20 protein-coding genes and 1 pseudogene are annotated in these 26,515 nt (G+C 72.7%); 12 read left to right on the top strand and 9 right to left on the bottom strand.

Going from position 1 to position 26,515, the window contains the following annotated elements; translation table 11 throughout:
• The first annotated feature begins 66 nt into the window (after window positions 1-66).
• Entirely contained in the window at window positions 67-1,635 is a 1,569-nt protein-coding gene (locus ACMA1D_RS19415; protein WP_414725260.1) for an ABC transporter substrate-binding protein, read from the top strand.
• Between the two features lie 145 nt (window positions 1,636-1,780).
• On the opposite strand, the gene ACMA1D_RS19410 is transcribed toward ACMA1D_RS19415, so the two are convergent.
• Window positions 1,781-2,677: an alpha/beta fold hydrolase gene (locus ACMA1D_RS19410; protein WP_414725259.1), complete on the bottom strand. Its 897-nt coding sequence runs from the start codon at window positions 2,675-2,677 to the stop codon at window positions 1,781-1,783.
• Window positions 2,678-2,743: 66 nt separating this feature from the next.
• Between ACMA1D_RS19410 and ACMA1D_RS19405 the strand changes: the two genes are divergently transcribed.
• Window positions 2,744-3,145, top strand: a complete 402-nt coding sequence (locus ACMA1D_RS19405; protein WP_414725258.1) for a MerR family transcriptional regulator — start codon at window positions 2,744-2,746, stop codon at window positions 3,143-3,145.
• A gap of 194 nt (window positions 3,146-3,339) precedes the next feature.
• On the opposite strand, the gene ACMA1D_RS19400 is transcribed toward ACMA1D_RS19405, so the two are convergent.
• The 5 genes from ACMA1D_RS19400 to ACMA1D_RS19380 all read right to left on the bottom strand — a co-directional run bounded on the left by ACMA1D_RS19400 (window position 3,340) and on the right by ACMA1D_RS19380 (window position 7,804).
• Window positions 3,340-4,107 carry a succinate dehydrogenase iron-sulfur subunit gene (locus ACMA1D_RS19400; protein ID WP_414725257.1) on the bottom strand — a complete coding sequence of 256 codons (768 nt, stop codon included), beginning with the start codon at window positions 4,105-4,107 and terminating at the stop codon, window positions 3,340-3,342.
• Window positions 4,107-5,861: a succinate dehydrogenase flavoprotein subunit gene (gene sdhA, locus ACMA1D_RS19395; RefSeq protein WP_414725256.1), complete on the bottom strand. Its 1,755-nt coding sequence runs from the start codon at window positions 5,859-5,861 to the stop codon at window positions 4,107-4,109. Before sdhA ends, ACMA1D_RS19400 begins: the two co-directional genes overlap by 1 nt.
• 22 nt (window positions 5,862-5,883) lie before the next feature.
• The gene (locus ACMA1D_RS19390; RefSeq protein WP_349992074.1) at window positions 5,884-6,354 is read right to left on the bottom strand and encodes a succinate dehydrogenase hydrophobic membrane anchor subunit; all 471 of its coding nucleotides are present in this window, start codon (window positions 6,352-6,354) and stop codon (window positions 5,884-5,886) included.
• A 2-nt stretch (window positions 6,355-6,356) separates the two neighbouring features.
• A complete protein-coding gene (sdhC, locus tag ACMA1D_RS19385) occupies window positions 6,357-6,737 on the bottom strand; it encodes a succinate dehydrogenase, cytochrome b556 subunit (protein ID WP_349992057.1) in 381 nt (126 codons plus the stop codon).
• A 473-nt stretch (window positions 6,738-7,210) separates the two neighbouring features.
• Window positions 7,211-7,804: a 2-oxo-4-hydroxy-4-carboxy-5-ureidoimidazoline decarboxylase gene (locus ACMA1D_RS19380; RefSeq protein WP_414725255.1), complete on the bottom strand. Its 594-nt coding sequence runs from the start codon at window positions 7,802-7,804 to the stop codon at window positions 7,211-7,213.
• A gap of 603 nt (window positions 7,805-8,407) precedes the next feature.
• Between ACMA1D_RS19380 and ACMA1D_RS19375 the strand changes: the two genes are divergently transcribed.
• Window positions 8,408-10,093 (top strand): beta-N-acetylhexosaminidase, encoded by a 1,686-nt coding sequence (locus tag ACMA1D_RS19375; protein ID WP_414725288.1) that lies wholly within the window; start codon window positions 8,408-8,410, stop codon window positions 10,091-10,093.
• A 149-nt stretch (window positions 10,094-10,242) separates the two neighbouring features.
• Here ACMA1D_RS19375 and ACMA1D_RS19370 read toward each other — a convergent pair whose 3' ends face one another.
• The gene (locus ACMA1D_RS19370; RefSeq protein WP_414725254.1) at window positions 10,243-10,857 is read right to left on the bottom strand and encodes a TetR/AcrR family transcriptional regulator; all 615 of its coding nucleotides are present in this window, start codon (window positions 10,855-10,857) and stop codon (window positions 10,243-10,245) included.
• A gap of 70 nt (window positions 10,858-10,927) precedes the next feature.
• Between ACMA1D_RS19370 and ACMA1D_RS19365 the strand changes: the two genes are divergently transcribed.
• The 4 genes and pseudogenes from ACMA1D_RS19365 to ACMA1D_RS19350 all read left to right on the top strand — a co-directional run.
• Window positions 10,928-11,821, top strand: a complete 894-nt coding sequence (locus tag ACMA1D_RS19365) for an NADP-dependent oxidoreductase (RefSeq protein WP_414725253.1) — start codon at window positions 10,928-10,930, stop codon at window positions 11,819-11,821.
• Window positions 11,822-12,030: 209 nt separating this feature from the next.
• Window positions 12,031-12,303, top strand: a complete 273-nt coding sequence (locus tag ACMA1D_RS19360; protein WP_414725252.1) for a hypothetical protein — start codon at window positions 12,031-12,033, stop codon at window positions 12,301-12,303.
• Window positions 12,304-13,115: 812 nt separating this feature from the next.
• Complete coding sequence (locus tag ACMA1D_RS19355) at window positions 13,116-14,009, top strand: DUF4328 domain-containing protein (protein ID WP_414725251.1); 894 nt, start codon at window positions 13,116-13,118, stop codon at window positions 14,007-14,009.
• 78 nt (window positions 14,010-14,087) lie between these two features.
• Window positions 14,088-14,669, top strand: a pseudogene (locus ACMA1D_RS19350) (RNA polymerase sigma factor); the annotation flags it as partial.
• A gap of 2,872 nt (window positions 14,670-17,541) precedes the next feature.
• Here ACMA1D_RS19350 and ACMA1D_RS19345 read toward each other — a convergent pair.
• Complete coding sequence (locus tag ACMA1D_RS19345) at window positions 17,542-18,486, bottom strand: L,D-transpeptidase family protein (RefSeq protein WP_414725250.1); 945 nt, start codon at window positions 18,484-18,486, stop codon at window positions 17,542-17,544.
• A gap of 206 nt (window positions 18,487-18,692) precedes the next feature.
• Between ACMA1D_RS19345 and ACMA1D_RS19340 the strand changes: the two genes are divergently transcribed.
• Complete coding sequence (locus tag ACMA1D_RS19340; protein WP_414725249.1) at window positions 18,693-19,337, top strand: GNAT family N-acetyltransferase; 645 nt, start codon at window positions 18,693-18,695, stop codon at window positions 19,335-19,337.
• A 567-nt stretch (window positions 19,338-19,904) separates the two neighbouring features.
• Window positions 19,905-21,506, top strand: a complete 1,602-nt coding sequence (locus ACMA1D_RS19335; protein WP_414725248.1) for an erythromycin esterase family protein — start codon at window positions 19,905-19,907, stop codon at window positions 21,504-21,506.
• A gap of 137 nt (window positions 21,507-21,643) precedes the next feature.
• Here ACMA1D_RS19335 and ACMA1D_RS19330 read toward each other — a convergent pair whose 3' ends face one another.
• Entirely contained in the window at window positions 21,644-22,453 is an 810-nt protein-coding gene (locus ACMA1D_RS19330) for a FadR/GntR family transcriptional regulator (protein WP_414725247.1), read from the bottom strand.
• A 131-nt stretch (window positions 22,454-22,584) separates the two neighbouring features.
• On the opposite strand from ACMA1D_RS19330, the gene ACMA1D_RS19325 reads away from it, so the two are divergent.
• From ACMA1D_RS19325 to ACMA1D_RS19315, 3 genes are all read left to right on the top strand, one after another.
• Window positions 22,585-23,115, top strand: a complete 531-nt coding sequence (locus ACMA1D_RS19325) for a gluconokinase (RefSeq protein WP_414725246.1) — start codon at window positions 22,585-22,587, stop codon at window positions 23,113-23,115.
• A 35-nt stretch (window positions 23,116-23,150) separates the two neighbouring features.
• Window positions 23,151-24,548: a GntP family permease gene (locus ACMA1D_RS19320; RefSeq protein ID WP_414725245.1), complete on the top strand. Its 1,398-nt coding sequence runs from the start codon at window positions 23,151-23,153 to the stop codon at window positions 24,546-24,548.
• A 497-nt stretch (window positions 24,549-25,045) separates the two neighbouring features.
• A complete protein-coding gene (locus tag ACMA1D_RS19315; protein WP_414725244.1) occupies window positions 25,046-26,470 on the top strand; it encodes a GNAT family N-acetyltransferase in 1,425 nt (474 codons plus the stop codon).
• The last annotated feature ends 45 nt before the right edge of the window (window positions 26,471-26,515 follow it).

Genomic DNA, 26,515 nt, shown 5'->3' with positions numbered 1-26,515 from the left:
AGCAGGGTTACCACGGGTGCCCGTGATTTCGTCCCTGTGACGTGAGGTGCCGGAGGGGGCGCGGGGATGCGAAGGGTCGGCAAGCGATGTCTTGCCCTGGGGTGGGTGCTCGGGGTCGTGGTGACCGCGGGGGGCGCCAGCGGTTGCGGCGTTCTGACGTCGTCGGGGGACGGCGACGATCCCATCACGGTGGGCACCGCCGACCCGGTGGACACGCTCGACCCGGCCGGCGCGTATGACGCGGGCTCCTGGGGCCTGTACGGCAACGTCTTCCAGTCGCTGCTGACCTTCAAGTCCGAGAGCCCCAAGCCGGTTCCGGACGCCGCCAAACAGTGCGCCTTCACCACCGACGAACTCCTGACGTACGTCTGTGAGCTCCGCCCCGGCCTGCGCTTCGCCAGCGGGCGCGACATCACCGCACGGGACGTCAAGTTCTCCTTCGACCGGCTCGCCACCATCCGCGACCCGCGCGGCCCGATGCCCCTGCTCACCAGCCTCAAGTCGGTGGAGACCAAGGGCGAGGACACGGTGGTCTTCCACCTGAGCTCGCCGGACGCCACCTTCCCGTACAAGATTGCCACCGGGGCCGGCTCCATCGTCGACAGCAAGGAGTACAGCCCGACCAAGCTGCGCACCGGCGACGAGGTGTCGGGTTCGGGCCCGTACGTACTCAAGAAGTACGAGCACGAGAAGGTTGCGGAACTCCGCCCCAACGGCAAGTACAAGGGCGCCATCAAGCAATCAGGAAAGCCCATCACGGTCCGCTACTTCAAGGACGCGGAACAGTTGCGGGACGCCTGGAAGAAGCGCGATGTCGACGTCGCGGCCCGGCAGTTGCCGCCCGCTTATGTGCGTTCGCTTTCCGCCGGCGATTCCTCCGTGAAGGTGATGGAGAACCCGGGCGCCACCACCGGGAACCTGGTGTTTAACCTCCGCAAGGACTCGCCGCTGCGCAACCCCGCCATTCGGCGCGCCATTGCCGCGGCCGTCGACCGCGGGGAACTCGCCCGCAAGGCGCACAGCCGCACCGTCGAACCGCTCTACTCGCTCATCCCCAAGGGCGTCACGAGCCACAACACCGCCTTCTACGACGCCTATCCCGAACCCAGTGCGGAACGGGCCCGCACACTCCTCCAGAACGCCGGCGTCAACACGCCCGTGGACTTCAGCATGGCCTATGCACCGGGTTCCGCGGCCAAGGCCGAGGGCGAGGAGCTCAAGGCCCAACTTGAGGCCACCGGGCTGTTCAAGGTGACGTTCAAGCAGTACCCGTGGGACGAATTCCAGAGCGGCTTCAACAAGGGCGACTACGACGCGTACGGGGTCATTTGGTATCCGGACTTCCTGGACGCCGAGACCTTCGTCAGTCCGCTCATCGGCGCGCAGTCCACGCTGCACAACGGATACCGCAACGAGCGGGTGGAGACCCTGATTCGCGAAACCCAGAACACCCCGCAACGTGACCGGGGCGTATGGGACTTCCGCGAGATCCAGAACATCGTGGCCCGCGACATTCCGATCCTGCCGCTGTGGCAGGGCAAGGACATCGTGGTCAGCAAGGACTCGATAGCCGGCACGCAATTCCTGTCCGAAGGCAACGGCATGTGGCGGCTGTGGGAACTGGGCCGCATCTGACGGCGGCGCGGCCGGAGTGGCCGGCGCGGCCGGAGTGGCCGGAGCCGGCCGAATTGGCGCCGTACCGATAGCGCCCGGCGTCACCGCCACCAGCGCCCCGTGTCACCGCCGCCCACCCGGCTCCGGCATCCGCTGCCGCCCCGCCTCACAGCCCGTGCCGGCCCAGGAAGTCCGTGATCAGCGCGGCCCACTCCGCCGGCCGCTCGACCATCGGCATGTGCCCGGTGGCCAACTCCGCGTACTCCGCGCCCGGAATGGCGTCGGCCAGCACCCGGGAGTGGGCGGGCGCGACGAGCAGGTCCTCGGTGGTGGCGATGACCAGCGTGGGCACGGTGAGGCGGGGCAGGTCGGCGGTGGTGTCCGCGGCCAGCGCGAGCGCCGCCTGCTCCGACGTCCCGGCCGGCACCGAGGCCGCGATGTCGTCCACGAGCGCCCGGCGCTGCGCCTCGTCGAACTCCTCGTACGCGGTCTGCGAGAACGCGGACACCGAGGTGAACCTGGCGAAGGTCCGCAGGTCGTCCTGGGCGAGCAACTCCTGCCACAGTTCGAGCGAGGTGCGCGCCCGGTTGTTGGCCCGGGCCAGACCGGCCGTCAGGACCAGCCCGCGCACCCGCGCCGGGTGCCGGACGGCGGCCCGTACCGCGACGGCGGAGCCCAGCGAGTAGCCGACCAGCGTGAACGTCTCCACGCCCGCCCCCACCGCCTCCGCGACCAGCGCATCGGCCAGCCCGTCGAGGGTGAGCGGCCCGGTGGCGCGGGGGGTCGCGCCGGAGCCCGGGTAGTCGGGCGCGACGACGGTGTGGCCCGCCGCCAGCGCTGGGAAGATCGGCACGTAGTTGCCGTCGATGCTGCCACCGGCGCCGTGCGCGAGCAGCAGCCCGGGGCCCGAGCCGATGACCCGGGTGGCGAGCGGCCCGAACGCCGCGCCGCCGGGCGCCGCACCTCCGGCGGCCGGCCCACCCGCGGACAGCGCGGTGGCGGACGGAGCGGACGGGGTGGACGTGGTGAACTGCGCGGCACCGGCCGCGGGAATCTCTGCCATGAGCAGTAGGTTGCCCTTTGACATGGGTGTGAAGGTCAAGCCCAGGCGGAAGGACGGACGGCTGTGATGCGGATCGGCGAACTGGCGCGGCGTACCGGCGTCAGCACCAGACTGCTGCGCTACTACGAGGAGCAGGGGCTGCTGCGCTCCGAGCGGGACGCCAACGACTACCGGCGGTACGCGCCGGAGGCCGTGCAGACCGTCCAGCGCGTACGCGAACTGCTGGCCACCGGGCTCAACACGGAGACCATCCGGACGGTGCTGCCCTGCACGCAGACCGCGGGCCCCGGCGTCCGGGACTGCTCCCACTTCACCGAGATCGTCAGCGGTCAACTCTCCAAGCTCGACGGAGAGATAGCCGAACTCCAGCGCCGCCGCGCCGCCCTGACCGACTACGCGGCCGTCTCCGACCTCACGGGCCCCGCGGTCCCGGAGCACACCGGCCAGGTCGAGCACACCGCCCGGTAGCCGGCGCAACGGACCACACCGCGCACGCTCCGGCCGGGGGAGCCCCGCAGCCACGCGCGCACGCGCGCGTACACACAGGCAACGACCGGCCCCACCCAAACGCAGCCCACACCAAAGCCCCGCCCCGGCCAGCGCGGCCGGGACGGGGCTTTGGTACGTGTGGGCGACGACCGATCAGCCGCCGTCGGCACAGGTCAGAAGCGGCGCGTGATCAGCGCCCGCTTGACCTCCTGGATCGCCTTGGTGATCTCGATGCCACGCGGGCACGCCTCGGTGCAGTTGAACGTCGTACGGCAGCGCCACACGCCGTCCCGGTCGTTGAGGATCTCCAGGCGCTGCTCGCCACCCTCGTCACGCGAGTCGAAGATGAAGCGGTGCGCGCCCACGATCGCCGCCGGCCCGAAGTACTGGCCGTCGTTCCAGAACACCGGGCACGAGGACGTGCACGCGGCGCACAGGATGCACTTGGTGGTGTCGTCGAACCGCTCGCGGTCGGCCGAGGACTGCCGGCGCTCGCGCGTCGGCTCGTTGCCCGTGGTGATCAGGAAGGGCATCACGTCCCGGTACGCCTGGAAGAACGGCTCCATGTCGACCACGAGGTCCTTCAGGACCGTCATGCCCTTGATGGGCTCCACCGAGATCGGCTTGTGCGGGTTGATGTCCTTGATCAGCGTCTTGCACGCCAGCCGGTTGCGGCCGTTGATCCGCATGGCGTCCGAACCACAGATGCCGTGCGCGCACGAGCGGCGGAACGTGAGCGTCCCGTCCAACTCCCACTTGATCTTGTGGAGGGCGTCCAGGACGCGCTCCTTGGGGTCCATCTCGATCTGGAAGTCTTCCCAGACCGCCTGGTCCGAGACCTCCGGGTTGAACCGGCGGATTCGGAACGTGACCGTGATCAGGTGCGCGGCGGCGGACTCGGCGTCCGCCAGTGCCGTCTTCTCCAGGGTCGCGCTGCTCATCAGTACTTACGCTCCATCGGCTCGTAGCGGGTCTGCACGACCGGCTTGTAGTCGAGCCGGATCGACTCGCTGCCGTCTGCGCCCACCTCGCGGTACGCCATGGTGTGCCGCATGAAATTGACGTCGTCGCGGTTCGGGTAGTCCTCGCGGTAGTGACCGCCGCGCGACTCCTTGCGGGCCAGCGCGGAGACGGCCATCACCTCGGCCAGGTCGAGCAGGTTGCCCAGCTCGATGGCCTCCAGGAGGTCGGTGTTGAACCGCTTGCCCTTGTCCTGCACGGAAACGTTCCGGTACCGCTCGCGCAGCGCGCCGATCTCCTCGACCGCCGTCTTGATCGTCTGCTCGGTGCGGAAGACCATGACGTTGGCGTCCATCGTCTCCTGGAGCGCCTTGCGCAGGTCGGCGACCCGCTCGTTGCCGGTGGACTCCCGCAACTGCTCGACCTGCTCGACGACCAGCGACGCCGGGTCATCGGGCAGCTCGACGAAGTCGGCCTTGGCGGCGTACTCGGCGGCGGCGATGCCCGCCCGGCGGCCGAACACGTTGATGTCCAGGAGCGAGTTGGTGCCGAGCCGGTTGGCGCCGTGCACCGACACGCAGGCGACCTCGCCGGCGGCGTACAGGCCGGGCACGACGGTGTCGTTGTCGGCCAGCACCTCGCCCTCGACGTTGGTCGGGATGCCGCCCATCGCGTAGTGCGCGGTCGGCTGGATCGGGATCGGGTCCGTGTACGGCTCGATGCCCAGGTAGGTCCGCGCGAACTCGGTGATGTCCGGCAGCTTGGCGTCGAGCTGCTCCGGCGGCAGGTGCGTCAGGTCCAGGTAGACGTGGTCGCCCTCGGGGCCACAGCCGCGACCCTCGCGGATCTCGGTGTAGATCGAGCGGGAGACGACGTCACGCGAGGCGAGGTCCTTCATGACGGGCGCGTACTTCTCCATGAAGCGCTCGCCGTCCTTGTTGCGCAGGATGCCGCCCTCACCGCGCGCACCCTCGGTGAGCAGGATGCCCATCCGCCAGATGCCCGTCGGGTGGAACTGGAAGAACTCCATGTCCTCAAGCGGCAGCCCGCGCCGGTAGACGGCGGCCTGGCCGTCACCGGTGAGGGTGTGCGCGTTGGAGGTCACCTTGAAGAACTTGCCGCAGCCGCCGGAGGCGTAGATGACGGCCTTCGCCTGGAAGACGTGGATCTCGCCGGTGGCCAGCTCGTACGCGACCACGCCGGCCGACTTCTTGACGCCGTCGACCTCGGTGATGAGCTGGTCGAGCACGTAGAACTCGTTGAAGAACTCCACGCCCTCCTTGACGCAGTTCTGGTACAGCGTCTGGAGGATCATGTGGCCGGTGCGGTCGGCCGCGTAGCAGGACCGGCGGACCGGGGCCTCACCGTGGTTGCGGGAGTGACCGCCGAACCGGCGCTGGTCGATGGTGCCGTCCGGGGTCCGGTTGAACGGCAGGCCCATCTTCTCCAGGTCTAGGACCGAGTCGATGGCCTCCTTCGCCAGGATCTCCGCGGCGTCCTGGTCGACCAGGTAGTCGCCGCCCTTGATCGTGTCGAAGGTGTGCCACTCCCAGTTGTCCTCCTCGACGTTGGCCAGGGCGGCGGCCATGCCGCCCTGCGCCGCGCCGGTGTGGGAGCGGGTCGGGTAGAGCTTCGTCAGAACGGCGGTCCGGCTGCGCTTGGTCGACTCGATGGCCGCGCGCATCCCGGCGCCACCGGCGCCGACGATGACGGTGTCGTACTTGTGGATCTTCATCGGTATGCGTCAGCCCCGGGCTCTAGCGGATGTTCGGGTCGAAGGTGAAGATCACCAGCGTGCCCAGCAGGATGGTCCACACGGTGGCGCAGTAGAGCACCGTCTTCAGCCAGAAACGGGTCTGGTCGCGCTCCGCGTAGTCGTTGATGATCGTGCGCAGCCCGTTGGCGCCGTGCAGCATCGCCAGCCACAGCATCACCAGGTCCCACGCCTGCCAGAACGGCGAGGCCCAGCGGCCGGCGACGAAGGCGAAGCCGAGGCGCGAGACGCCGCCGTCGATCACGAGCTGGATCAGCAGGTGACCGATGACCAGGACGGTGAGCAGGATGCCGGACAGCCGCATGAACAGCCAGCCGTACAGCTCGAAGTTGGTGCGGCTGGCCTTGGGGGTCTTGGCCGTGCGCGCCCGGGGCGGCTCGATGACCGGGGCCGGGTGGTCGACGTCGTACGCCGTGACCGTGTCGTTGACCGCGGGGGTGGTGTCAGTCGCCATCATCAGCTCCCGAAGAGGTCGCGCAGGGTGTGCTCCATGATCGGGTAGAAGGCGCCGGCCATCAGGACGACCCAGATACCCACCGAGGCCCAGAGCATCTGCTTCTGGTACCGCGGACCCTTCGACCAGAAGTCCACGGCGATGACCCGCAGGCCGTTCAGCGCGTGGAAGAGCACGGCGGCGGCGAGGCCGTACTCCATCAGGTTCACTACGGGATTCTTGTAGATCGCGATCGTGTCGTCGTACGCCTCGGGAGAGACGCGGACGAGCGCGGTGTCCAGGACATGGACGAGCAGGAAGAAGAAAATGGTCACGCCGGTGACTCGATGAGCCACCCACGACCACATGCCTTCCCGGCCGCGGTACAGCGTTCCAGCCGGCACGGAAAACCCTCCGGGAGCGGGGACTGGGGCCACCGGCTTCACTGTCGGTCGGGCCCGGCCGGGTACGGTCCACCGGCCCTGGCCATCGTAGCGACGTGTTGTCGGTTCCCCACGTCGGGGTCCAGAGGTGTGATCAAACAGCCACGTACGGCCTAGGGGCGCCGCACCCTCACGCGCCCGCCCCGGCCCCGCGCGGCGTGTCCGCACCTCCCCTCGTACGGGGCGACACTCCGCGCTTCTCGGGGCACCCGCTCGTACGGGCCGGTGTCCTCGCGCGTACGGGCCGGAGCGGGCGGCCCGGTGGCGGACCTGGCGCGGCGGGGGTGGTACGCGTCAGGTCCGGGGCCGGGCAGCGGGTGCGGGCTGCGGGCTGGTCGGGGGCGAGCTGGTGTGGGTGCTGTGGGGCGGGCTTGGCGATGCTTGGTGCGGGTGGGGCGTATCTGCGGTGTGCGGTGTGGTGCGCGCGGTGTGTGTCAGGGGCTGTGTGGGGTGGTGGAGGCGAGGTGGGCCAGGCGTCCACGGGCGATGCGGCGCAGTTCCTCGGCTGCGACCTCCCGTTCGGCCTCCTCCGCATGGCCGAGCCGGGCCCGGATCGCGGCCAGCACGTGGCCGACCACCTCTTCTTCCGGGACGTTCTGTAGGCAGTACACGAAGACGTGGCCGAACTTGCTCTCGTAGGCGGCGTGCGCGGCGCGCAGCGCGGTGTGGGCGACGGGCGGGCCCGGGCTGCGGGCGCCGCACAGGGCGTGTTGCAGGGCGGATTCGTCGGCGAGCGCTTCGGTGAGGTCGCGGGGCGTCAGGGCGTGGCTGGCCTCGTCGGCCTCGGCGAGCAGCGCTTCCAGGGTCGGGTAGGGCCGGTGGGTGACGATCCGGCGGGCCCAGCGACGGCTGCCGCAACAGGCGAGCAGGGCGGCCTCGGCGGCCCCGTCCGCTGCGGTGTTGAGGCGGTCGAAGGCGCAGAGGGCCGGCGGGGTGACCGCCGTGGCCGGTGCGTCGGGCGTGGCGGTACGCGCGGGCGCGGGCGCGGTGGACGCGTCGGGCAGCACGTGCGGAGTCGGATTGGGCACGGTGGCCTCCTCGGGATGAACGAGCCCGGAGAAGAAGGCGGCAATCGGAGTTTCGGAGCGGCGGATCGGACGCCGGGCCACACCGCACGGCGTGGTGCCTGCGCTGTGTGACGAGCCGGCTACATGTAGGGAACGGTGAGGGAAATTGACGCGGAAGGAGAGATGCGGAATCGCGCGACGGGCGGGGCGCCGCGCGCGGGACGAGGTCAAGAGGGGTCGGACGAGGAGCGGTCGATCGGGTTGTGGCGGAAGGAGCGGGTGCGGGTGCGCCGGGTCGAACGCGTGAGCGCGGAGACGGGCGGAGGCGAGCGGTGGCCGGCGGGAGCGAATGAACTCGGACGGAGTCGGACGGAGTCGGAACGAGACGCGTGACGAAGGCTCAGGGGGGAGGCGGAGGTCACGGTAGCGACACCTCCCCGAAATGAACCCCATGCGACATCAATTTCACTCGAAGGAGAGAGTTTTTCTGCGAGTGATGGACGCATTACCTCCGCTTCGTCTGGTATTTCGTCCCTCAATGGGAAGTTTGCCCCCATGAGGATGCCTCGCTCCGTGTCGAAGACCACGGTCATCGCCGCAGCCGCCGTGGTCGTCGTGGCGGCCATGGCCATCACCCTGCTCATCGTGGGATGGCCGGACGGCGACGACTCCGCTCCGGCCCGGCGTACCGGACCGAGCTCCGCGTCCGCCGGGCCGACCCCCCTGGACGACCGCTCGCCCCGCCCACTCGGCTCGGCCGCGCCACCGCCCGCGCCGCGGGTGATCCCGGCCGTGCGCGCGTACGAACCGGAAGGCGGGCCCGGCTGGCGGCCGGGCCCCGGCTCCCGGGTGGTGGCCGACCCGCGGGGGCCGCTCGGCGACGAGGCGCGCCGGCTCGCCGACGAACTCGGCCTCACCGTCGCGGCCGGCCCGCCCCGCCGCGGCGACATCGCCCTGGCCCTGCGCCCGGCGAAGCCCGCACCGTCCGACGGGCCGACGGCCTCGGGCGGCGGACCGGCCGCCGCCCCCGCACCCGCCGCCCGCGCCGCGGCCGACCAGATCGCCCGCGAGTCCTACGTGCTCACCGTCCGCGACGGGCAGGCCCTGATCACCGGCAGCGGCCAGGCCGGCGTCTTCTACGGCACCCGCACCGTCCGCCAGGCGCTGCGCTCGGGCGGCGGCGAACTCCCCGCCGGCGTCGTACGCGACCGCCCGGACCGGGCCCAACGCGGGCTCATGATCGACACGGCGCGCAAGCACTTCCCGGCCCGCTGGATCGAGGACCGGGTGCGCGAGGCGGCGGACCTCAAGCTCAACCAGGTCGGCCTGCACTTCACGGACGACCAGGGCTTCCGGATCGAGAGCAGCTCACACCCGGAGGTCGTCTCCCGGCAGCACCTGACCAAGGAACAGGTCCGCCGGATCGTACGGCTCGCCGAGCAACTGCACGTCGCGGTCATCCCGGAGATCGACTCGCCCGGCCACCTGGGCACGGTCATCCGCGCCCACCCCTCGCTGCAACTGCGCGGCGTGGACGGGCAGGCCCCGCGCGGCACCATCGACATCTCCGCCCCGGGTGCCGCGCGCATCCTGGACGACCTGCTGCGGGAGTTCGCGCCGCTGTTCGCGACCCACAGCGGCGGCGGCCCGTACTGGCACCTGGGCGGCGACGAGTACCAGGCGCTGACGGTCCGCGACCCGGAGGACACCTTCCCCGACCTCGCCGCGGCGGCCGTGCGCAAGTACGGCAAGGGCGCCCGGGTGCAGGACCTGGCGACGGGCTGGCTCAACGACCGGGCGGCGGCGGCCCGCAAGGCCGGCGCCCGGGTCAAGTCGTGGAACGACGGCCTCTTCCGCGGCGGCGTCGTCCACGCCGACCGGGACCGCGAGGTGGAGTACTGGACGGGCAAGGAGATCGGGGCCAGACAGCCGGAGGAGTACCTGCGCGAAGGCCGCCCGCTGATCAACGTGAACGACGAGTACCTCTATTACGTACTCGGCCAACCCAACGACTTCACCTACCCCACCGGGCGGCGCATCTACGAACAGTGGTCGCCGCGGGTGGTGCGGGGCACCGAGCCGGTACCCGCCGAACTGGGCGGTCCCGACCGGATCCTGGGCGGTCGCTTCGGCATCTGGTGCGACATCGCCGACGCACAGACCCCGGAACAGATCGCCCGCGGCATCCGCGGACCGCTGCGCGCCCTGTCCCAGCGGGTGTGGGACCCGCGCCCACCGACACGGCCGTGGAAGGAGTTCGCCGCACTGGGCGACCAGGTCACGGCGCAACCTGCGGGCTCGGGACGCTGACGACCGGGGCTCGCGCTGCTCGATTCGAGGGGGCGGGCGGGGTTGGGTGGGGTGCGGGGTGGGCGCGTGTCGGTAGGGCGGCCGGCCGTCGGATCGGCGGCGCCGGCCTGCCTGCTGGCGTTCTCGCTGGCTTGCTGGTCTTCTCGGCCTTATCCGGCAGTCTGCTCTGCCGCTCCCCGCTCCGGACCCGTCGAGCAGGCGACCTCCCAGGCTGCCTCGATCATCCGGAAGACCTCGTCCACCGCGGCCGGCGGGTCGTCCGCCTCGCGGGCCACGGAGTAGGCGTCCACGACGAAGCGGGCGATCGAGCGCCCGGCCGTGGCGGTCAGCGGCAGGCGGGGGTCGGCGTCGATGGCCGCGGCCAGCGCTTCCGCATGGCGCAGCCGCATCGACTCCTCGTACTCCCGCAGCGCGGCCGAGCCCGCGATCATGTTCCAGATCGGCGCGGCACCGTCCGCCGTGCAGTGCGCGACCAACGCATGGATCTCCTGGCGCAGCGCCGGCAGCAGCGGCGCGTCCGCGTCCCGCTCGGTGACCGCCCGGGTGAGGCGGTCCTTGAACTGCCAGTCCTGCTCGAAGACCAGCGCCTCCTTGGAGGCGAAGTGGGAGAAGAGCGTGGTCACGGCCACGTCCGCCTCGGCAGCGACGTCCCGGATGCCCACCTCGTCGTACCCCCGCTCCAGGAAGAGCCACAGGGCGGCATCGGCGATCTTCTGGCGGGTGGCGGCCTTCTTACGCTCCCGGCGGCCAGTCGGCATGGTCATGACGTCATGCTAACAAATCCAACTCCAAACCCGTTGCAAAACCATAACCGCTAGCGTTACGCTACGTCACATGAAGAAAATCAACTTCGCCGAGTTCGGCGGCCCCGAAGTGCTACGCCTCGTGACGGCCGACGAGCCCCACCCAGGCCCCGGCCAGGTGCGCATCGCGGTGCGCGCGGCCGGCGTGAACCCCGTCGACTGGAGAATCCGCGAAGGCCAGAAGTTGCAGGCCCACCCGATCGCCCTGCCCGCCGGCCTCGGTCTCGACGCGGCCGGAGTCGTCGACGAGCTCGGCGCGGGTGTCGAAGGCGTGGAGCTCGGCGACCGCGTCTTCGGCGAGGGCATCGACACCTATGCGGAGTTCGCGGTGCTGTCCGCCTGGGCCCCGATGCCCGCGGGCCTCTCGTTCCAGGAAGCCGCCGGCTATCCGTCGGTGGTGGAGACCGCGCTGCGCATCATCCGCGAGGTCGGCGTGGAGCCAGGGCAGACACTGCTGGTCAGCGGCGCCTCCGGGGGAGTGGGCTCGGCGGTGCTCCAGATAGCCAGGGACCGCGGCATCGCAGTGATCGGCACGGGCGGCGCCGCCAACCAGGACTATCTGCGCGACCTGGGCGCCCGCGCCACGACGTACGGCCCCGGCTGGGTGGAGCGGGTGCGGGCGATCGGCCCGGTCGATGCCGCGCTCGACCTGTCCGGCTCCGGCGTGATCCGCGAACTCGTCGAGCTGACCGGAGACCCCCGGAAGGTGACCTCCATAGCCGACCTCGACGCCCCGACCCTGGGCGTCCGCTTCTCCGGCGCCGCAGGCAGCGTGCCCGACGCCCTCGCCGAAGCCGTCCGCCTGATCACCCTCGGCAGGCTCCACATCCCCATAGAGAAGGAGTACGCATTGGCAGACGCCGCCACGGCCCACATCGACAGCCAGGCCGGCCACACCCGCGGGCGCCGAGTCATCGTCATCTAGCCACCACCACAACCCCCGGCGCCGCGCACACAGGTCGCCACACCGGCCAGCCCGACTGCGGCGCCCGCGCAGGGGGGCCTCCCTCGCTAGCGTCAAGACTCCGCCGGCCTGGTGCCGGTCGGACTGGACGGGCATACCGCTGGTGATCCTCGCGGACCGGGCACTGCACCTGCTCGGCGCCGCCGACCGCCAGCGCTGGGCGAGCATCTGTGAAGTGGTCGTACCGTCTCAGCCGCCGACCCGCCCTGCCCGGCCCGCTGCTCGCCTCGGCGGTGACGCTCGCCAGGAACCGGGCGAGTTGGCGTCTGGTGGCCTACTTCGGGGTTCTGGCCCGCTGGTCGCTGGTGCCCCTGCTCGGCGTCGTATTGGTGTGGGGCGCACCGTTCGCCCTGGGTCCGCTGTCGACGTGCTACGCCCGGCTGCCCTCCGGCACTACTTCGGGGCGGCTCCTCGCGGTCGGCAACCTGGCGTCGCGCTGCTGACGTCCCTCCACTCTCCCCGCAAGGTCGTACGCGGCGCGCGACCGAGGCGGGGTCGGCCCGCCGCTGCCGGCGCGAGGGTGGCGCCGGCATGATCGGCGCCGACATCCCGGTACCGATGCCGTGCCACTCCTCCGGCGGCTGGAAGAACTTCTGGCGAACGAAACGAGGTGCTTGGGGGCGCGGGCGGGCTGCGGCATACGCCGGGGGAGGGGGAGGGGGAGCCCCCTGTCTCAGCAAATGGACACCCGCCCCCCGCCCCCCTTGGTCACATCTAGGTCACATGTCCGCCGAAGGCCCCGCCCCTAGCCATCGCACAGCCACCACACAGCCACTCCACGCTCGGCGCGTACCGGCCGCGTTCGGCAAAATGCCTGGTCAGGGGCTGTTCAGAGAGGTGGTGGGGAAAAGAGAAGCCCCACCCGGAGGTGGGGCTCACTCAAGACGGCCGGGGCCGCCACCCCCCACAGGAGAGGCCCCGACCGCCGTACGAGACGGGCCCGCGTACGAGCCCGTATCCCCTTCAGCGCCGTGCGCCTCGAATGCGTCACACCGGCGCTCGAAACCGGTCTGGACGCGGCCTAGCGGATGCCCGTAACGTGCAGGTCCGCGCCGACAGGCGCGTCTTTTGCATATCTCTTCGCGGCGTGGACCACCGGCCGCGACCCAGGGGGCCTGACATGTATCCGTGCGGGAATTGCCGCGCCACCGCTGTGGGAGTCGACGGGCGCTGCGCCGCCTGTGGCGCCTACCAGCAGCAACAGCCGCTGCCGAGCGCGCCTCCGATCGGCTACCCGTCCCCAGCGGTCCCCGGCATGGGGATGCCCGTCCCGGTCGACCTGCGCCGGGGCCTGTCCACCACGCTGACGGTGTTGTTCCCGGTCATGCTGGTCACGTTGGCGCTCGTGCTGATCGCCGAGATCAACCAGTTGGGCGTCGTGGGGGACATCAAGGACGGCAAGTCCGTCTCGTACGGGAAGGCGGAGGACGCCGACGACTTCGCGGTGGCCATGTCGTTCCTCAACCTGGTGGCCGTGGTTCCGGTCATCGTCGTGTGGGCCGTCTGGTTCCGGCGGTTGCGGCTCAATGCTGAGACCTTCGCGCCGGGGCAGCACCGGTTCAGCCCCGGCTGGGCGGCCGGCGCCTGGTTCACGCCGGTGGTGAACCTGTGGTTCCCGAAGCAGATCGCCAACGACATCTGGCGGGCGAGTTCCCCGCAGGGCCCGCACGCCGCCCCCCGCGGCCTGCTCAACGCCTGGTGGGTGACGTTCCTTGCGGGCGGCATCGTGGGCACGTGGGGCCAGATCATGTACGACCAGGCGTACGACGACATGGACAACGGCGTCACCAGCCTGGCGGAGGCCAATGACCTGCTGGACGACATGCACACCGGCCTCGCCATGAGCGTCGTCTCCACCCTGGTGCTCATCGCCTGCGCGATTCTGGCGATCATCCTCGTCCGCCAGATCACCCGCATGCAGGAAGGACGCGCCGCGCTCGGTCCGCAGGGCGGCACCCCGCCGTTCGGTGCGCCCGGCACCGCTCCGTACGGGGCGCAGGGCCAGCCCTACGGGGGCGCCGCCCCCTACGGCGGTCCGCAGTACGGTGGACAGCAGTACGGCGCCGGCCCCGGTACGCCTCCCGGGCCCGGGTACCAGGCGCCGGGACAGCAACAGAACCCGTACGGCTCGGGTCCCACCGGGTACTGAGCCTGAAGGGCGGCCCGGACGACGACCACGTACGGCGCCGCTGAGCAGCGGATTCTCCAAGTGGAGCAGGATGAGGGCGTGCAGGGGGACGACGGGGAGTTGACCGCCGCGGTCCGCGCGGCGCAGGAAGGGAACGAGGCCGCCTTCCGGACCGTCTACCGATCCGTGCACCCACGGTTGCTCGGATATGTACGGACACTGGTCGGCGAATCGGATGCGGAGGACGTCACTTCCGAGTCCTGGTTGCAGATCGCCCGGGACCTCGGCAGGTTCAACGGCGACGCCGACCGGTTCCGGGGCTGGGCGGCGCGCATCGCCCGCAATCGGGCGCTCGACCACATCAGGATGCGCGGGCGGCGCCCGGCGATAGGCGGCGACGAGACCGAACTCGCCGACCGGCCGGCCGATGCCGACACCGCGCGCGAGGCCCTGGAGTCGCTGGGCACCGGGCACACCCTCGCACTGATCGCCCAGTTGCCCCGCGACCAAGCCGAAGCCGTGGTGCTGCGGGTGGTCGTGGGGCTCGATGCGAAGAGCGCGGCCGGAGTGCTGGGCAAGCGCCCCGGCGCCGTACGGACCTCCGCACACCGCGGGCTGCGACGGCTGGCCGACCTCATCGAGGGGCCGCCCGCCGACTCCGAAGGCCCCCCGGGGCGGCGGCCCGGCGACGCTCCGGGCGACGGCGGCCCACGGGGGGACCATGCGGGCGCGGGAGCCGGCCCCGCTGCCGCGCCGGGGGGCGCCATCCGCCGTACGACCGGGGGCGCCGGCGCTGACGGGCAGGGAGGGGATGCCGGCCGAGGTGGGAGCGGACGCGGCGGGGGAAGCGGTCGCGACGCAGCGTCTGGGGCGCAGCGGAGCGGCGACGTCCGCGAGTGTGACGGATTCGTGCCCGCGGACGCAGAGGGACATGTGATGGCCGACAAGCACCAGTACGGCTGGCTGGATGACGACGCCGCAGAGCGGTTGCTCAGCGGCACTCCGGTGCAGGGTCACAGCGCGTTCAACCCCGCGCAACCCGACCCTTCCGAACCTGATCATACCCCTGCTGACCTGGTGCGGAGCGTGGCGGAACGAATCGTCAACGCGGGCCCGGAGACCTCGTCCGACGCGGGTGTACGGGCCGTGGGTGAGGCAGCGGACTCGGCCAAGAGCGCCGGGCGAGCGGAGGATGATCAAGCCCCCGGCGCCGCGCGCCCGCATGCCCCCGGTGCGTTTGACGCCCCTGCCGTTCGGAGTGCTTCCGGTGCTGCGGCCCTTGGCGGCGGCCGGCGCCGCGGGGCGCGTGTCCCGTCCGGCCCCGGCGCGGTGGGTGGCGCCGGCGGCGGTGACGGTTCCGCCGGGTCGGAAGCGGGCCGGGTGGTGACGGAGCAGCGGTTGGCGGCCGTGCTCGCGGCCGTGGCGGAGGACGCCATCGGGCCGCTCGCCCGTCCCGCCGGTGCGGACGACCCGCTTCCGGGTGAGGAGGCGGCGGTCGCCGCCTTCCGTGCGGCCCGCGCGGCCCCTGCCGCGTCTCTGACCGGCCCGCTCGGCGCCGTGGCCTCCGACGCCGCCCCCGGTCGCCTGTCGCCGGCCCGCGACGGCGCCGTGACGTCCGAGATTTCGGCGCGTACCGGTGCGCCAGGACCCGCATCGCCTGCCGGCTCGACCGCGGGCGCACGCGATGCCCGGCGCGCCGGGCGGGACGCCGATCCGCTGCGTGGCCAGGGCGCGCACAGTGCCCACGACGGGGTCAGCCCTCCACCCGGAACCAGCCGTACGTCCGGGACCGGCCGGGCGGCCACCGCCGACGGGGCGGACGCGCCGGCGCGTGAACCCGCGGCCACCGGCGCCGAAGCGGGTGCGCGTGGCGGGGTCGGGCAACCCCGTACGCCCCTCACCACGGCTCGCGGCAGACGTGCCCCCGGGTCCCCGGCGACCGCCGGGCCGAACCGTGCGGACACCGGGCCCGGCCGCAAGGGCAAGCCCACCCGCGGGAGAACGTTGTCGGTACGCCGGCCGCTGCGCGCCGGGCTCGCCGCGGCCCTGGTCGGCTGCGCCCTCGGCAGCGTGGCCGTCGCGGCCGGCACCGGCGTGCTGGCGACCCCCTTTCGGGGCGGTATGCGGCCCGCGCCGGCCCCCAGCATGACGGCCGCCGAGACGCCGCAGGGCGCCCTGCCCCAACCGAAGGTCAGCGGTGGTGACGCGGGTAGCACGTCGACCGGCGGCCCGAACCCCTCGGCCACCACGCGCCGTGCCGAGCCCGAGCCCGCCGATTCGGCCTCGTCCCACCCCGGCGACGAACCGAGCCGGGAGGGCGACGCCAGCCCGACCGGCGGCTGGGCGGACGGTTGGGCGGACGGCCAGCGCCCGCCCGTGACCCGGCCCGGTGGCCGCCCCGGCCACCAGCCGCCGCGGTGGAAGCCCGACCCCACCAGGAAGCGGTGGGCGATCGCGGTGTGCCGGGACTACGTCGCGCAGAAGAACGGCCATGACGCCGGGCTCGACCAGGAGACCCTGCTCACCCTGGAACGATCGGCCGGCGGAGCCGGTGCCGTACGCAAGTTCTGCGCCGATCTCATCGCCGAAGGCACCGACTCCCAACCGGGCGCGGGTGGGGTCAGCGGTGGCCTCAGTGGAGGCGCCAACGGCGGAGGCGGAGGCGGGGGCGGCGGTGGTGGCGGTGACCACGGAGGTGCCGAGCCGGGCGGCGGTGACCACGACGGTGACGCCGGCGGCCATGGCGGCCGTCCCGGCGGGGCCGGTGAGGGAGAGGGGCCCCCCGCCACGGGCGGCCCCTCTCCCTCGGAATCCACCCCCGTAACGCCCTCCGCCGCCCCGAGCGGCACACCGATTCCCGCCACGGGCCACTGAATGTTCATGCAGGAATCGGAGCGCCGGCGGGGCGCGCGGGCCGGCTAGCGCCCCCGAGAACCCGGACATAAAGCGGCAAAATGTTCACCGTAAGGTGATGTGCGTCGCTCAGAACCGATGAGGTGTGACGTTTTCTCGCTTCACGGCGCTGTACGGAGCGGGCCGACTGGTCATCGGCCGCGCGCAAGCCGGGGTTCCCCCCGTACCTGCGGCTACGCGCACTCGGCGCGGGTGGGGCACGTTCCCCCGGCCCTGCCCGCGCCCCCTCTTCCCTTCGCGATTCCCGCGCCGCGGGACAGGGCGCGATGTGACACGCACGACGCTGCACGGCTGCGGCCTCGCCAGCCCCGTCACCTCGTCTCGGATGCTGGCGGCGTGTGCCCGTCCCCGTGCCGCGTACGGCGGCGGCCGACGGGGCTGCGCCGGTGGCGGTGGGCCAGCGTCGGCGGTGGCGATAGGTCCGTGCCGGCGGTGGGACCGGGCCGCTGCCGGTCGCGTTGTTGGCGCCCGCGTACGCGCCTCCGTGCGCACCGCGTTACGCGCCCGAGTGCGCGCCCACGCCCGCTCCCTCTCCGTGCCGGAGCTCGTTGATGAGGGCCTGGCGCGGGTCGGGGTAGGCGGATCGCGAGCAGCAGCGGTTCCCGAGCCGTGGTGGCCGGCGGGCGCTCCGCGCCGGCGGCTAGCGGTAGACGACGACCTTGTCGCCCGCCTTGACCTGGTCGAAGACGGCCGCGATCTTCTTCTTGTCGCGGACGTTGACGCAGCCGTGGGAGGCACCGTTGTAGCCGCGGGCGGCGAAGTCCGACGAGTAGTGCACGGCCTGGCCGCCGCTGAAGAACATCGCGTACGGCATCGGGGAGTCGTAGATCGTCGAGACGTGGTCACGGCTCTTGAAATCGACCTTGAACGTGCCCTCGCGCGTCGGCGTGTACTGCGAGCCGAAACGGACGTCCATGGACGCGATCACCTTGCCGTTGATCATCCACGACAGCGTCCGGCTCGACTTGCTGATGCACAGCGTCCGGCCGGTCATGCAGCGCGCGTCCGGCTTGGCCACCGGGCGGGTCGTCGGCGGGTACATCGCGGCCCGGCTCGGCTCGTCCGTCAAGTCACGCAGTTTGGACCAGGACTTGGTGTCCAGGGTGCCGGTCACCGGCCGGGCGTGACCACGCTGGAACGCGGCGACCGCGCGGCTGGTCACCGTCCCGTAGTAGCCGGTCGGCTGGAGCTGGAAGTGACCCAACTGGCGCAGTCGGGCCTGGAGTTCCCGTACCTTCGCGCCGCTGGCGCCGGCCGCGAGCACCGGTGGCTGCGCCGGCTTGGCGGGACGCGTGGGCCAGGTGCGGTGCGCGGGTGGCGTGGGGCGGTGGGTGCGGGGTGGCGGGCTGGGGCGGTGCGTACGGGGGGTGGTGCGCGCCGGCTCGGGCGTGTGGGTGCGCTTCGGGGTGCGGTGTTCGCGGTGCTTGTGCGGCGAGGGCGACTCGCGGTGCTCGGCGGCGGACGGGCTCCGCGTGCCGTCGGCCCGTATGGTCTCCGGCTCGCACCCCGTTGCGGCCGTGGTCACGGCCGCTGCGGCGAGCGCGGCGAGCGCACCCCGCAGCACGGGTCCGGATATCCGGCGCATCTCTTGCCCCCCACATCACGGCGGTCACAGCACAGCGATCACAGCACGGTGATTTTCCCCTTCCACCTATGCCCGTGGTCGTGCGGCACCGAACCTCCTTGCCCGTACCTTGGCGCGTCTTCGCGGGGTGGGCGGGGGCCGTACGAGCCCGGGCGGGCCGGGAAAATCCGGGTGCCTGCGGTCGTGCGGCGGGACCACAATGAGCCATGTTGACCTCGCACTGGCCACTGGTCGGGCTGCGGATCACGACGCCGCGCCTGGAACTGAGGCTTCCTGACGAAACGGACCTGGCCGCGCTGGCCGACCTCGCGGCCGACGGCGTGCACGCCCCGGACCGGATGCCGTTCACGGTGGAGTGGACCGACGTCCCCGCGGCCGAGCGGGCGCGTTCGGTGGTCCAGTACCACTGGCGGAGCCGGGGCGAGTGGGACCCCGCGGACTGGAGCCTGGGGCTGACCGTGTTCGAGGCGGGCCGGCCGCTGGGCGTGCAGGAGTTGTCGGCGCGGGACTTCGGCGTGCTGCGCACCGTGAGCACCGGTTCCTGGCTCGGGCTGCGCCACCAGGGTCGGGGCGTGGGCACCGAAATGCGCGCCGCCGTGCTGCACTTCGCCTTCACCGCGCTCGGCGCCCGCGAGGCGGTGTCCGCCGCGTTCACCGACAACGCCGACTCCTACCGGGTCTCCCACAAGCTCGGCTACCAGCCGGACGGCGTGCAGCGCGTCGTCTCCCGGGGCCGCCCGGCGACGCTGCAACGCCTCCGCCTCTCCCACACCGACTGGCGCCCGCCGCGGGACCTGCCGATCACCATCAGCGGCCTGGAGCCATGCCTTCCGTTCTTCGGCATCGACTAGGGGTTTGCGGCGGCGGGCCGCACGGACGCGTGCGTACGGGCGCGGGGCGGGCCAGCCTCGGGCGGGGAGCGGCTCGTCGTTTCGTTGCCTGTTGCCCGCCGTCGCCCGCTGCCACCACGGGCGTCGTAGCCGACCAGTCAGGGATGGCCACCAGATGACCGGGACCGATCACCGTGCGATCGTCGGCGGCCCGCCGTGCGGACCCGTGGCATGTGGCGGCCCGCGGCAGCCGGTGGGCCCCCACTCACCCACCGGCCCGGCCGCCCCCGCCGGCGCATCGGCCCGTCACCTGCGCAGACGCAGGCCGCGTGCCGGTGCACGGCCCACGCCGACGCTTCGCCCGGCCCCCCGACTGGCCCCGCCGGCCCCCGACTGGCCTCGTCCCGCGGTGCGTCCCGCCACCGAGGCCCCCTTGACCTGGACCGAGGTTGAGGCCGGAGGCTGGGGGCGTACGCACGTCGTTCCACCGCAGGACCGGACGTCTGGGTCGGGGCGCGGCGGGCTCGTCCGCGGCGCGGGCGGCCCCGTCGGTCGGCTCGGCCCGCCGCCGCTACCGAGGAGCACGCCATGCACGCGCCCACCGATCCGTCCGAGCCCGCGCCCGGCCCCGCACCGGCCGCCGCAGGCCAGGCCGCCGGCCCCGCCGCAGGCCCGAGAGCCGGACTTGCGGCCGGCCCGCGGCCCGCCCCGGCCACGGTGCCCGGGCCGCAACCCCAGCCCCGGGGCGGGCGCGCGGTCCGGGCGGCGGACGTCGACGACGGCGGTTCGGCCGCTGCTGCCGTACGGCACTGGATCGCCAGCCATGCCCATCCGCTCCCCGACCTCGGCGCCCGCGCCCCCCTGCACTACCTCGCGCCGTTGACCGCCGCCGTCGGTTCGGCACAGGTCGTCGGCATCGGCGCCGCCACCCGCGGGGCCGCAGAACTGACCACGCTGGCCCACCAACTGATCCGGCACCTGGTGACCGAGCTCGGCTTCCGTTCGCTGGCCCTGGACGAGGACTGGTCGAAGGGCCAGCAGTACGACGCGTACGTCACCGGCGCCCCCGTCCCCGGCCGCACAGCCCCGGGCCCCGTCGACCCGCGCGATCTGCTCGCCGACGCCTGGGCCCCGCACCGCAGCGCCGAGTTCCTGGCCGTACTGCTCTGGATACGCGCCCACAACCAACGTCACCCCGACGACCCGGTGCGCATCGTGGGCCTGGACTACGGGGCCGTGCAGGCGCACACCTACGACGCGGTGCTCGACCACGTCGCCGCCACCGCTCCCGAGCACCTGGCCGAACTCCGCGACCTGTACGCCGGGTTGCGCCCTTCAGGGCCGGTCGCCGAACACGTCCGCTGGTACGCCGACCTGCCGGACCAACGCCCCGTGTACGCGCGGGCGCGACGTGCCAGGGAGCGGGTGGCGAGCCTGCCCGCCGGCCCCGAGCAGGCGCTCGCGCTGCGCCAGGCACGCGTGATCGAGGGCTTCTACGCATACCACGGGCGCGAAGGACTGACCGGAGGCGGGCCAACTGGCCCCGGACCAGCCAGGGCCGAACAGACCGGGGCCGAGCGGGCCGGCGCAGAGCGGGTCACAGGCGAACCGACCGGTTCCAACCGGGCCGCCACCACCGCCACCAGCACCAGCACCACCGCCACCACCGACGCGGACGCCGTCGGTGGTCCGGACGGGACCCTTCCGCTCATGGCCGAGAACGCCATCTGGTGGCACCACCACACCGGCCAAAAGGTCATCTTCTGGAGCGGGCTCGGCCACACCGCGGTCGGTGCGCCGCTCACCGCCTCCTTTCCGCCGGCGCCGGCCTCGCCCGCCACCCGCTGGAGCGAGGGCGGCGCGCTGCGCCGGCACTTCGGCGCCGGCTACGCCTCGGTGGGCCTGATGTTCGGCCACGGCCGGGCTATCCACGCGGTTGCCCCGCCGTCACCCGCCCTCGCCGATGCGGTCCTCAGCACCGCCCGCCCCGACGCGTACCTGCTGGACCTGCACGCGCCGCAACCGGTGGCGGTGCACGGCTGGTTCGACGCCCCGGCCACCGTGCGCCTCATCGGCCCGTTCTACGAGGCCGCCCGCGACGCCGACTACCACCTGACCGGCGGCCGGCTCACCGACTGGTGCGACGTACTGGCCTGGGTCCCCGAGGTGACGCCGCTGGACTGGTTGTAGTCGGACCGGTTGTAGCCGCACCGGACGGGCGCCCCGGATGCTCACGGGGGCGCCCGCCGTGGTCTGTGGGGCGCAGCGCGCCGGCGTATCCGCCGCGCGCCTACCGCAAGCGCGATCCGCCCGCCGCGCACCCCGCCCTACGGCGCGGACACGTCCAGCACATCAGACGCACGAGGACCGTCAGACGCATCGGGACCGTCAGGCACGTCAGGCACGCCGGGAACGGCAGGCGCGTCGAGTGCCTCCGGCACGTCAAGCACATCAAGTTCGGCCATCGCGCCCGCCGTGATCTCCCGGGTCAGTGCCTCGGCGCGGGCCGCGTCCCGTTCGCGGACCGCCTCGGCGACGCGTACGTGCAAGGTGACCGCAGCCGGGTCGGGGTCGGGGAACATGATGTGGTGCTCGGTCCGTCCGGCCAGCACCTCGGCGACCACGTCGCCGAGCCGGGCGAACATCTCGTTGCCCGACGCGTTCAGCACCGTGCGGTGAAAGGCCATGTCATGCACCAGATACGCAGCGAGCTGCTGGCCGCGTGAGGTGGCCACCATGCCCAGCGCGTGCTCGGTGAGTTCGGCGCACTGCTCGGGGGTGGCCAGGGTCGCGGCGAGTCCGGCCGCGACCGGTTCGACGGCCGAGCGCAGCACCGTCAGGGAGCGGAGCTGCCGCGGCCGGTCGCTGCCGGCCAGCCGCCAGCGGATCACCTGTGGGGCGAAGACGTTCCATTCGTGACGGGGGCGGACCGTGACGCCGACCCGGCGCCGGGACGCCACCAGGTCCATGGACTCCAGCACCCGCACCGCCTCGCGGATCACGGTGCGGGACACCGCGAAGCGCCGTTCGAGCTCGTCCGTGCGCAACACCGTCCCCGGCGGGTACTCACCCGCGGTGATCGCCGGTCCGAGCGACGCCAAGACGCGGGCGTGCAGCCCCTGCCCCTCGATTCCCATGGGGCTCAGCGTACGGGGCGCTCACACTGGCAATTAAGTATGACTTTTAGGTCACAGTCACTTGAATACGTCGTACCCATAGGTGAAGGTGTGGGGCGTCGTCGAGGTCGATGAAGACAGCGAGGTTGTCCATGCAAACTGCCCACGTCGTGGTCGTCATGGGCGTGTCCGGAACGGGCAAGTCCACCATCGGCGAGTCGCTGGCCGCGCTGCTCGACGTCCCGTACGCCGAAGCCGACGCCTTCCACCCGGCCCGGAACATCGCCAAGATGTCGGCCGGCACCCCGCTCGACGACGCCGACCGGGCGCCCTGGCTGGACGCCATCGGCGCCTGGGCCCACGGCCAGCAGGGGCAGGGCGGCGTCGTGAGCTGCTCGGCGCTCAAGCGCAGCTACCGCGACCGGCTGCGCGCCGCCGCGCCCGGCATCGTCTTCCTCCACCTCACCGGCGACCGCGCGCTGATCGCCGAGCGGCTGCGCGCCCGCAAGGACCACTTCATGCCCGGCACGCTGCTCGATTCGCAGTTCGCCGACCTCGAACCGCTCCAGGCCGACGAACGGGGCGTCGCCGTCGACGTCACGCCCGCCCCCGCGGTGATCACGCAACGCGCGATCGAAGGACTCGCCCGCCTCGATCCGCCGGCCCCGGACCGCTCCGCCTAGCGGCGCCCCACCCCGTACACGTAAGGAACCGCCCCGTGAGCACTCTCAGCGTCGAGATGCTGGCAGCGGACGCCGCCGAACCCATCACCTCGGCAGGTCACGCACAGCTCGGTAGCGCCGTCCTGGTCGGCATCGCCGTCATCGTCCTGCTGATCACCAAGTTCAAGCTGCACGCCTTCCTCTCCCTGACCATCGGTTCGCTGGTGCTCGGGGCGGTCGCGGCGGCGCCGCTGGACAAGACCATCGCCAGCTTCACGACGGGGCTCGGCGCCACGGTCGGCGGGGTGGGCGTCCTCATCGCGCTCGGCGCCGTCCTGGGCAAGCTGCTCGCCGACTCCGGCGGCGCGGACCAGATCGTCGACACCATCCTGGCCCGCGCGAACCAGCGCACCATGCCCTGGGCGATGGTCCTGATCGCCGGCATCATCGGGCTGCCGCTCTTCTTCGAGGTCGGCATCGTGCTGCTGATCCCGGTGGTGCTGCTGGTCGCCAAGCGCGGCAACCACGCCCTGATGCGCATCGGCATCCCGGCCCTCGCCGGCCTCTCCGTCATGCACGGCCTGGTGCCGCCGCACCCGGGACCGCTCGCCGCCATCGACGCGATCGACGCCAACCTCGGCGTCACGCTCGCCCTCGGCGTCCTCGTCGGCGTCCCGACCGCCGTCGTCGCCGGCCCGCTGTTCGCCCGTTACGCCGCGCGCTGGGTGGACGTCGAACCGCCGGAGGGGCTGATTCCGCAGCGCCCTTCCGAGGCCCTCGAACGCCGCCCCAGCTTCGCCGCCACCGTCGCCACGGTGCTGCTCCCGGTCGTCCTGATGCTGGCCAAGGCGCTGGTGGACATCGTGGTCGACGACCCGCAGCAGCACGTGCAGCGGGTCACCGACGTCATCGGCTCGCCGCTGATCGCGCTGCTCGCCGCCGTGCTGGTGGCCATGTTCACGCTCGGTCGGGCGGCGGGCTTCGGCAAGGAGCGGCTGGCGTCCACGGTGGAGTCCTCGCTGGTGCCCATCGCCGGCATCCTGCTCATCGTCGGTGCCGGCGGCGGCTTCAAACAGACCCTGATCGACATCGGCGTCGGCCAGATGATCCTGGACTTCTCCGATGACTGGAACGTTTCGCCGCTGCTGCTCGCCTGGCTGATCGCCGTCGGCATCCGGCTGGCCACCGGCTCCGCCACGGTGGCCACCATCTCCGCGGCCGGCCTCGTCGCCCCGCTGGCCGCGGACATGTCCACCACCCACCAGGCCCTCCTGGTGCTCGCCGTCGGTGCCGGCTCGCTGTTCTTCAGCCACGTCAACGACGCCGGCTTCTGGATGGTCAAGGAGTACTTCGGCATGGACGTCGGCCAGACGATCAAGACCTGGTCGCTGATGGAGACGATCATCTCGGTCGTGGCGGGCGGCCTGGTTCTGCTTCTCTCGCTGATCCTGTGACGGGGGCCGGGGCCGGGGCCGAGGCCGGCCCCGGGCCGCCGGGACGGTTCGGTACGAGGCGGTCGATGCAGGGAGGAACCGGTCAACCCTGGATGCGCCGCGACGGCCGACTCTCAGTCGGACGAGTGGGCTTTGCGCGCGGCCGAGTGACGGACCTTGGTGCACCCACCGGCGCTGCGCCACGCTCGCCGGATGCAGGCACACGAGCGGGACGTACGGGAGCAGGGGCCCGTGCCCGCCGCGCGACCGGCGGCGCCACGGCCGATGCCGCCCCCGGCGCCGCGCGGCACGCGCCGCGGCGCCCCCGGGCACCGACCGACCACGCCACCGCACCCCACCCCCGAATGCCCCGCACCCCACCGCGGAACCCCCCACCCCATCCGGCGTACGCGCCGACCCGGCCCCGGCCGGACCTCCCTCGCGTACGGGCCGCCCGGCCGGCCGAGGGCGACCCGCAGCCGCTGGGCCGCGGCCGGGCGCCGTGCGGGAGGCCGGCGATGAGTGAACGAGAGGAACGCGCGCACGGCGCGGACCAGGGCCGCGACCGGAGCCGGGACGCGCACCGCCACCAGCGCCGCGACCACGGCCCTGACCAGAGCCACGGCCAGCGCTCCGACCGCGACGCACACCGCGACCAGCGCCCCGAGCACGACCACGGCCAGGACCACGGCCAGGACCGCGACCAGGGCCGGGCCCCGAGCCCCGGCCGCGACCTCGCCAAGTCCCGCGACCCCCACCCCCACCCCGAGCACGACCCCGAGCACGCCCGCGCCGCGGATGACGGCAGCGGCCGGGCGGAGGGCCACGCCCACGGCCAGGTGTGGGGACAGAGCTCGGGCCAAAGCCAGGACCGACCACGCGAGCACCGCCCCGACGACCAGCCCGCCCCGGGCATCAGCGCGCCTGCCCCAGGCCCCAGCGACCCGACCGCGGGAGCCCCGGGCACGACCGCGGGAGCCCCGGGCGCGGGCGCCCCCACCCCGAGCACGGGAGCAGCGAGCACGAACACCCCCACCGCGGGCACCCCCACCCCGAGCACCCCCACCGCGGGCACCTCCGGCACCGCCGCCCCCGCCACCTCCGGCGCCACTGCCCCCAGCACAGGCACCCCCAGCATCGACACCCCCGGTACGCCGGCGACGGGCGCCGCATGGGGCGCGTCCCACCTCCCAGGCGCCGGCGCCGCAGGCATCGTGCCGCCGGCGCGCGCCGCCGACCCGGAACACGCCGCCGTCCCCGACGGCGTACGCCCGCTGCCCGTACCCGAACAGGCGGGCACCCATCGCGCGCCGCGCGCCCCGAGCGAGCCGCCACCCCGAGGACCGCGCGCGGTCCTGGTCGAGGGCAACAGGTTCCGGCTGCGCGAACTGCACCCGACCGACGTGAACGCGGTGCTCGCCGTCTTCGGCGACCCCGGGACCAGCCACGCCTTCGGAACGCGCCCCCTGCAACGCTTCGACGCGGTGGCGCTCATCGAGCACGCCGTCGCCACCTCCCGGCAACGCCCCCGCACCCACTACCGGCTCGGCATCAGCAGGGTCGACACGGGCGAGTTGATCGGCACGGCCAAGCTGGTGCTCGACCGGTCGACGCCGGACCCGCTGGTCCGCACCGGGCACCGCAGCGCCGAGGTCGGGGTGGCCTTCCGCGCCGACCAGGCCAGCATCGGCCACGGCATGGACGTCGGCTACCTGCTGGGCCTGTTGGGGTTCGGCCGGCTCGGCCTGCACCGCATGTGGGCGGGTTTCCTGCCGACCAACACGACAGGCCAGCGCATCGCGGCGACGGTCGGCATGACCCGGGAGGGCCTGCTGCGGCACCACGGGTACGCGAACGGCACCTGGCACGACATCGTGCAGTACGCCATCCTCGAACACGACTGGCACGCCCGAATCGGCCGCGGGCCCCACCCCTCCGTCTGACCCGCCGCCCTCGCGGAGAATACGGCGATACGGGACGGCACCCGG

Origin of the sequence: Streptomyces sp. 796.1 (genome assembly GCF_047525675.1) — a bacterium.
Classification (GTDB): Bacteria; Actinomycetota; Actinomycetes; order Streptomycetales; family Streptomycetaceae; genus Streptomyces.
Note: the sequence above shows the minus strand (reverse complement) of the source record. Positions and strands in the feature narration are given on the sequence as shown.